Genomic DNA, 6,605 nt, shown 5'->3' on the forward strand with positions numbered 1-6,605 from the left:
CCTCACTTTTTTGAGGGGGCTCCCTCGCCGGTTGGCGTCAAACAAACGCGTTTGTTTGAGTGCCAAGAGGGTCTTGGTGTGGAGAGATTATCAATTCCTTAATGCTCCCTACGGTCCGCTTACCATTGACAATCGCGGAATATAGTACTCTTATTCCTTATAAAACTCTTTTGTTCACTTGCCCAACCCAATTGCTAATCCTACTGCACCACCTATTCCAAGGCCTAAAATAAGATTATTAAAAAGTAAACCGAAAATGGCCCCGAATGCCAAGCCTATACATATTCCAATTCCTATTGTTATCCTCCTTTTTTTATCATCAGACAAAAAATATCCCCTCTTTCTTAGAAATTATCAATTATAAGCTTTATTCGAACTTAGAGAATACTCATAACAAAGACCGCCCATTATGTATCAGTTTATAAGGCGGTCTTATCTCTATGTATGCTACATGTTTATTCTCAAATTCCCGACATTATTCCCCACGAAATTACATTATTTCCAAAACTCCCACCACTTCTTTTTTTCTTCTGAGGCAGCGATTGATTTTTTTGTTTCTTGCATCGATCGTACAATCTCCATCAAAGCTAGATCCCTTTGTTCTCTTTTACTTTCGCTCTCTTTATAACTCTGTTTGATTTCTTTTATTTCTTCAACCAATAACTTGTTATTCTCTATAAGTTGCTCATTAATTGCTCTTTGTTCTTTAAACATAACTTTCACAAAATCTAAAGAAGAAGAGTTCAATTCTTGTTCAATTGATTCATGATTGATTGATTCAACATCAATAACAGCCTTGTAACCACTGGTTTTAAGCTTATTATCTATTTCAATATCAATCATGTTATCAACTACATACCATTTTCTGATTTTTTTCAGGAGTTCTATTGAATCAGGGTGTAATAAGATCTTTTTACCTTGCTTCTTAGTATTTAGAAAAGCTTGATGTTTTTGAATATATCTTCTTACAGTTGGAGCAGGTGTATCAATAACTTTTGAAATCTCATTAATATTCATCCAATCCATCATACAAACTCACTCCTTAATTAATCAGTCGAATTAATTAATTGATTACTAATCACTCATTAAGAAACTATGTACATTTTCGTCGAATGTTTGAGAAATTCCTATCTAATCAATTGATAAATGATTAATTAATTTGATGTTTGACTTCGTTTTGGGGTGGAGTGCTGGCTAGGGGTTTGGGGACTAGTCCCCTTTTACGTTATTTAAAATTTAAGGTAAGAGATATTTTAGGACGATTGCTCTGGCGGTTCGGCAGGTACAATTGCTAGTCCAAGCCGATCATGATTAACTTCGTTTTGGGTATGGTCGGCTTGGCGATATGCCCTCACCTGCCGAAATTTGAAATGCAAGGAGAAAAGAGTGGAGATTTTTTAAGTGATTTTCTTAAAAAATACTACTCGAACCTTGTATGGAAAATAGCCCTTAAATAGAGAGTGAGAGTAAATTGCCCCTCACTACATGAGAAAACCCTATAATATCAAGGGTTTGTAGGGTTTTTCGTAGTTACCGAATTAGATAACTATAGTTACCGAATTAGATAACTACGAAAATATAAAAAAAGTAACCCTTAAAAAAGAGTTACTGGAAATTTTTTAAACAATGGTTTTGAGTTAGCAAAAAGAGCTTTTAGAGTCGTCTCTATGTTGTCCCGTTCACCACTATAAATAATATTTGGATTAATAAACAAAGCATATGTACGTGCATTGTTGCCTTCCATTTTTTGTCCTTGAGCTTTAACGATTACTCCTTTATCAACTAACTCATTTACAATTCTACTAACCTTAGGGGCACTAGTTTTTAGTCTTTGAGCTATAGCTTTTTGTGTCAATGGTACTGCACTTCTGGAGTGAATATCATCTACGATACAATTACTTTTAAATTGCATATATCTTTGAACACGAAGTAAAAATAGCATTTGTTCATCTGTGAAATAATTATTTTCCAACGCATAATCCCAATTATCTTGAATGAATTGGGCAAATTTTACTTTTGATTTAGGAGAACGTTTAGTACCGATATATATATCTTTCCCTGTCGCTTTACTTAACGTTTCCATCGCTTGATTTACTTCTTCTTGCTCTATTCCATGGTGGTCTTCCTTGAATTTTTCTTTTTCAACTTCTAAGTCTCTTAATCTTGCATTTTGTTCTGCATCTGTAAAATCAATTTTGAATTTTCTTTTTTTCATATGTTAATCCCTCTCCTATAGCAGGAATTAACCGTTCTGTGTTAAAATAAAGTTAATAAATTATAAAAGACAGAAGGTTAACTCCTTCTCATTTTTCAAGAAAAGCCCTCTGGTCCGCTAAAACTCGGGGGCTTTTCTTATGTTCATTTCTCTATTTTCTTTTTTACTTCTTCCAAGAAATTTGGACCTACATCCATAATCAAACGTTGATAATGTTCTTCTACCATTTGTTCAAGTACATCAGCTTGTGACAACTTTGTTTTAAATCGAACTTGTTGTAATTCATTATGAATAGCAACGATCAATTCAAACTTTTTTATTCCCTCTGGTGATAATCTATAAGTACGAGCTATTTTAGACACAACGATCCTCCCTTACCATTTTAAACCTTTTATGTTATGATATCATTATATCAATAGTTAAATACAATTGAAATACATTTTAAAAATACACTTGAAATACAATTGAAATGCATATTGTTTCTCAACCAAGATACAGCAAGTCCAAACTAAATAACAAAAGGGCATTTCTCCTGACAGAGAAACACCCCATGTGAAAACATATACAAGTTAATTATAACATGGGTTGCTCTCAAAAAATAGGAGAGTCTTATCATGGACCCAAGTGAAAAACTATAAAACTAATATGTCTTTCTTAACTATATATTAGCCTTTAAGGCTATAGGAGCAGGCTTAAGCCTGCTTTTGATACATGATGTATCATTTTCTATACATAAATGTTTCATAGCTGATGAAACATTTATGTGAATGATTTATATCCTAATTGAGCACACTATTGAAAAGATGGAGAGATGTTCATTTTCAATCCTTCATTGTGTACTATGAATAAGCTAAAAGAAAAACCTACTGTCTATGTTCAGTAGGTTTTTCTCTTTTCTATACATGAGTTCTTACTAACTTGAACAAACTAATCCAGAGGTCAATATATGATTTCAAAAACAACTTCTAATTACTCACTATTCACAGAAAAAACTACTGGAGCATGGTCAGTAGTTTTTCTGTTTTTTACGCAGTATATGGTAGACATGTTTAGTTAACATAAGGTCAATAAAGTATAGAATCTCCTCAACAGGGCAGACTGCTAAAGTTCGTTGGATCATATACAATACCTGTTGTATATAAATAACTTTATTTCTTGTTGCAGTTGCAGACTTCCTAACAAGTCTGTTTCTTTTTATTTAATAATTATAAAAATGAATAATAAATAACATCTTGAGCAAACTACCCACGAAGCCGGCAAGCTTTTAGTAAAAACTATAAAAACAGAAAAAACTCCTGACCTCCTGAGGAGTTTTTTCTGTTTTTACCCTGTATATGCTATACAAGGTTAGTTAACATAATGTCTCTTTCCGGAAGACACCAAAAAAAAGAACCCTTGTCGCAGAACGGTTCCGCCAAGGATTCTTTTTCCGGAGTATGCAGCTTTTTATACATCGTTGATAAATCAACGTTTTCTCAGTAGGTGGAGAAGAAACTAATGTATAAGAAGTGCACCTTTTATTCATATGTTAAGCTACGATAAAGTATAAATAAAAAAATTACCACTGTATTCAATTTACATAGTCCAAGTATAATTAGAGAGATAGAAGAAAGAAGGGATTATGTGTTCAAAAATAAAATGAATCAGTTGTTTGAAGACCAAAAGAGTGTTCATGTACTGTATTCCTATAACGAGTCAGAGAGTTATATAAAACAAGCCGTAAATTATATCCAGGATGGAATTTTTGCGGGAGATTGCATTGTTATTATTGAAAATGACCGTTTATATCCTTTCATTCATAACGAACTAAAAACACTATTGACCACAGATCAAATGAAAATGATAAACCGTATTAACAATTTCGATTTCTATTATTCAAGTGGTAGTTATCATCCCCCTGCAATTCTCGATTACTTTAATAAAACCGTACAGCCTTACCTAGAAAAAGGAATTTCTTTTCGATCATGGGCACATGTAGAATGGAGTAGTATGGAAGATCCTCTGCATCTAATCGAAGATTTTGAAAAGATAGTGGATAGCGCTGTGAATCAATTATCCTTCCCATTAATTTGTGCGTATAAAAGTGAAAGAATGCCAAAATACCTTAGGAATATTTTGATGGAAACACACCCTTATGTTCTTGTAGAAGATGATTTAATCCTCTCTGAACAATATCCATCATCGACTGATATGAAATAAAATAAAAGAACACTGAGTATAATTGCTTAAGCGTTTTTTATTTCTCTTTTTAGAGCTACCACTCCTTTAATTCTATAACGGAAAAATATAGTTTTTATGGAAAAAAGATGATACTATTAATTTGCAGCTATCTTTTCGATAATTGTTATACGTTCGAACCCTGTAAAAAAGCTATCTCATTTCTATGCAAAGCCAATGCCCATAGAATGAGATGGCTTTTTTGTGTATATAAAACTATTTATTTTGCTAAGAGCTTTTAAAAAATAGTTTGTATAAAAAAGGAGAAACCTCATGTTAAATAGATACGAACTCCTATTATTCAACAGAGAACTATTATTTTTAATAAAACAACACTCTACCTGTACTGATTCTAGTTTGAAGGAGATCCTGTTGACTCAAATTGCTCTTATGCTTGCTGTTCTTAGCTAAATTTTATATTATTATCTTTCCATTTCTTGATCTTGTCTTTTATTTCGGTTTTGAATTCCACCAACATGTTGAAAGAATGAGATCTTCTTCATCTTCTCTACATTCTTATCGATCCAATCTAAGGTTTTTTCCTTCCAGGCTTTCAATGTATTATTTTCTTTCTTCAATTCATCTACTTGCTTATTGGCTTTATCAAGCTGCTCTTTAGGAACATAATCTTGTGTAATCTTCATTACATATTCAGACATATTATCCGAAGCTTCATTTTCCTTTTTAAGCAATTCTTTAGTGAATTTGTGTTTTTGTCTTTCGGTTGTTAATTCATCGCTTAAATGGCTTATATGAGCCTTATATTCGGTGTCTAGTGCTCTTTTAACCTCTTCTTTTACATTTTCTTTTTGTTCGGCAGAAAAATCACGCACAAGTTTCTCTCTCATTTGCTTCTTTGCTTTCTCTACTTCGCCATTTTGATGAGAAACATAAACACTCAAATCTTGCTTTATCTCTTCTAATTGTTCCTTTAAAGCCCTATTCTCTTTATTTTTATGATCTATTTCTTGACTCAAAGCATGGGTACGTTGATGTTCAGCAACAAGTGTACTTTGCAAATCCTTCGTTAAATCCATAAGTCCATCAAAATCACCTTGTTCAAGCTTCACTTTTCCTCCGAAGGCTGTTTTAGATGTATTAATGTTTAAAGAAGTACTCCAAAGTTCTTCAATACGTCGATCACTTCGTAATTCGGTAGGTCCCTCTTCTTTGATTTGTCGTAATGTATCAATTCTATTTATCTCTTTTTCTTTAAAAACTAGTTGTCGTTCTAATTGATTTAGCTCTTTTTGTCGTTCTTCTTTCTTAAACTCATGAACACTCTTATGTTTTACTTCACTTGATTTGCCACGTTCAATCTTGAAGCCTTTCATACTCATGTGGGTATGAAAATCGTCCTGAATGGCTTTTATTTTCGTTCTCCCATGAAAATAGCTCTTTGCAGCTAATCGTCCGTCCTCTGTGATAGGAACCACTCCAACATGCATATGAGGTGTCGATTCATCGTAATGTACCGCCGCATATAACATATTGCACCTTCCATACTTCTCAGCAATATGTTCATAGGCTTCTTGAAAATAAACCTTCTGTTGACCATCAGACAACGTATTCATATATTCTGGACTCGCAGAAATAAAGAACTCTGATATCAGGACAGCATCGGCTCGAATTTTTCTCTTTACTCGTGCATCGGTCATTTCTTTAATTTTTTCGTGATACTTAATTTTCTCCTCGTTCACTAAGTCATAATTCAAGATTGTTCTGTCTGAATCGATGTCTTTATTTTTGCTTTCTTTTCCTTCTCTTTGATTGTGTTTCTGTATGCCTGTAATTGCTTCTTTTTTGAATTTTTGTATTCTGATAATCCCATATTGCGCCATTCTATTTCCCCCTATTCCGACCACTGTTCCTAGGTTAAGCATACCACAACTATAGATTTGGTGTAACGCACTACACCAATTTTTCATCTTCGATAAAATTGGGAGCGCGCTCTACGAGGTGGGCGGTCGGCGTTCCTCCCTGTGTTTGGCTCCGCCAAAAAGAAAAAAGACATCCTCCACGGATGACCTTTTTCTTTAAGACCGTGGACCCTGTCCACCACCTGTAAGGGGAACCCTTCCCCTTAACCCCATCCTAAAAACTCCCCCAACCCCCTCACTTTTTTGAGGGGGCTCCCTCGCCGGTTGGCGTCAAACAAACGCGTTTGTTTGAG

General features: G+C 33.9%; 6 protein-coding genes. 1 reads left to right on the plus strand and 5 read right to left on the minus strand.

Annotation, left to right across the window (positions count from 1 at the left end; genetic code table 11):
* Window positions 1-174: 174 nt before the first annotated feature.
* The 4 genes from ACFX4R_RS29255 to ACFX4R_RS29270 all read right to left on the minus strand — a co-directional run bounded on the left by ACFX4R_RS29255 (window position 175) and on the right by ACFX4R_RS29270 (window position 2,577).
* Window positions 175-327: a glycine zipper domain-containing protein gene (locus ACFX4R_RS29255; RefSeq protein WP_377571712.1), complete on the minus strand. Its 153-nt coding sequence runs from the start codon at window positions 325-327 to the stop codon at window positions 175-177.
* A gap of 168 nt (window positions 328-495) precedes the next feature.
* Window positions 496-1,029, minus strand: a complete 534-nt coding sequence (locus ACFX4R_RS29260) for a DUF3967 domain-containing protein (RefSeq protein WP_377571714.1) — start codon at window positions 1,027-1,029, stop codon at window positions 496-498.
* Window positions 1,030-1,594: 565 nt separating this feature from the next.
* On the minus strand, window positions 1,595-2,215 hold the full coding sequence (locus ACFX4R_RS29265) for a MarR family transcriptional regulator (RefSeq protein WP_074684463.1): 621 nt from the start codon (window positions 2,213-2,215) through the stop codon (window positions 1,595-1,597).
* Between the two features lie 143 nt (window positions 2,216-2,358).
* On the minus strand, window positions 2,359-2,577 hold the full coding sequence (locus tag ACFX4R_RS29270; RefSeq protein ID WP_074684462.1) for a hypothetical protein: 219 nt from the start codon (window positions 2,575-2,577) through the stop codon (window positions 2,359-2,361).
* Window positions 2,578-3,838: 1,261 nt separating this feature from the next.
* On the opposite strand from ACFX4R_RS29270, the gene ACFX4R_RS29275 reads away from it, so the two are divergent.
* Window positions 3,839-4,414 carry an MEDS domain-containing protein gene (locus ACFX4R_RS29275; RefSeq protein WP_377558888.1) on the plus strand — a complete coding sequence of 192 codons (576 nt, stop codon included), beginning with the start codon at window positions 3,839-3,841 and terminating at the stop codon, window positions 4,412-4,414.
* Window positions 4,415-4,854: 440 nt separating this feature from the next.
* On the opposite strand, the gene mobV is transcribed toward ACFX4R_RS29275, so the two are convergent.
* Entirely contained in the window at window positions 4,855-6,273 is a 1,419-nt protein-coding gene (gene mobV, locus ACFX4R_RS29280; RefSeq protein WP_377571717.1) for a MobV family relaxase, read from the minus strand.
* Window positions 6,274-6,605 lie beyond the last annotated feature (332 nt).

The organism is Priestia sp. YIM B13490, assembly GCF_042787735.1.
Lineage (GTDB): Bacteria > Bacillota > Bacilli > Bacillales > Bacillaceae_H > Priestia > Priestia megaterium.

What these genes read in the sequence shown, in the direction of transcription:
- ACFX4R_RS29260 (WP_377571714.1), bottom strand. Translation starts at nt 1,029, where the DNA reads ATGATGGATTGGATGAATATTAATGAGATTTCAAAAGTTATTGATACA.
- ACFX4R_RS29265 (WP_074684463.1), bottom strand. Translation starts at nt 2,215, where the DNA reads ATGAAAAAAAGAAAATTCAAAATTGATTTTACAGATGCAGAACAAAAT.
- mobV (WP_377571717.1), bottom strand. Translation starts at nt 6,273, where the DNA reads ATGGCGCAATATGGGATTATCAGAATACAAAAATTCAAAAAAGAAGCA.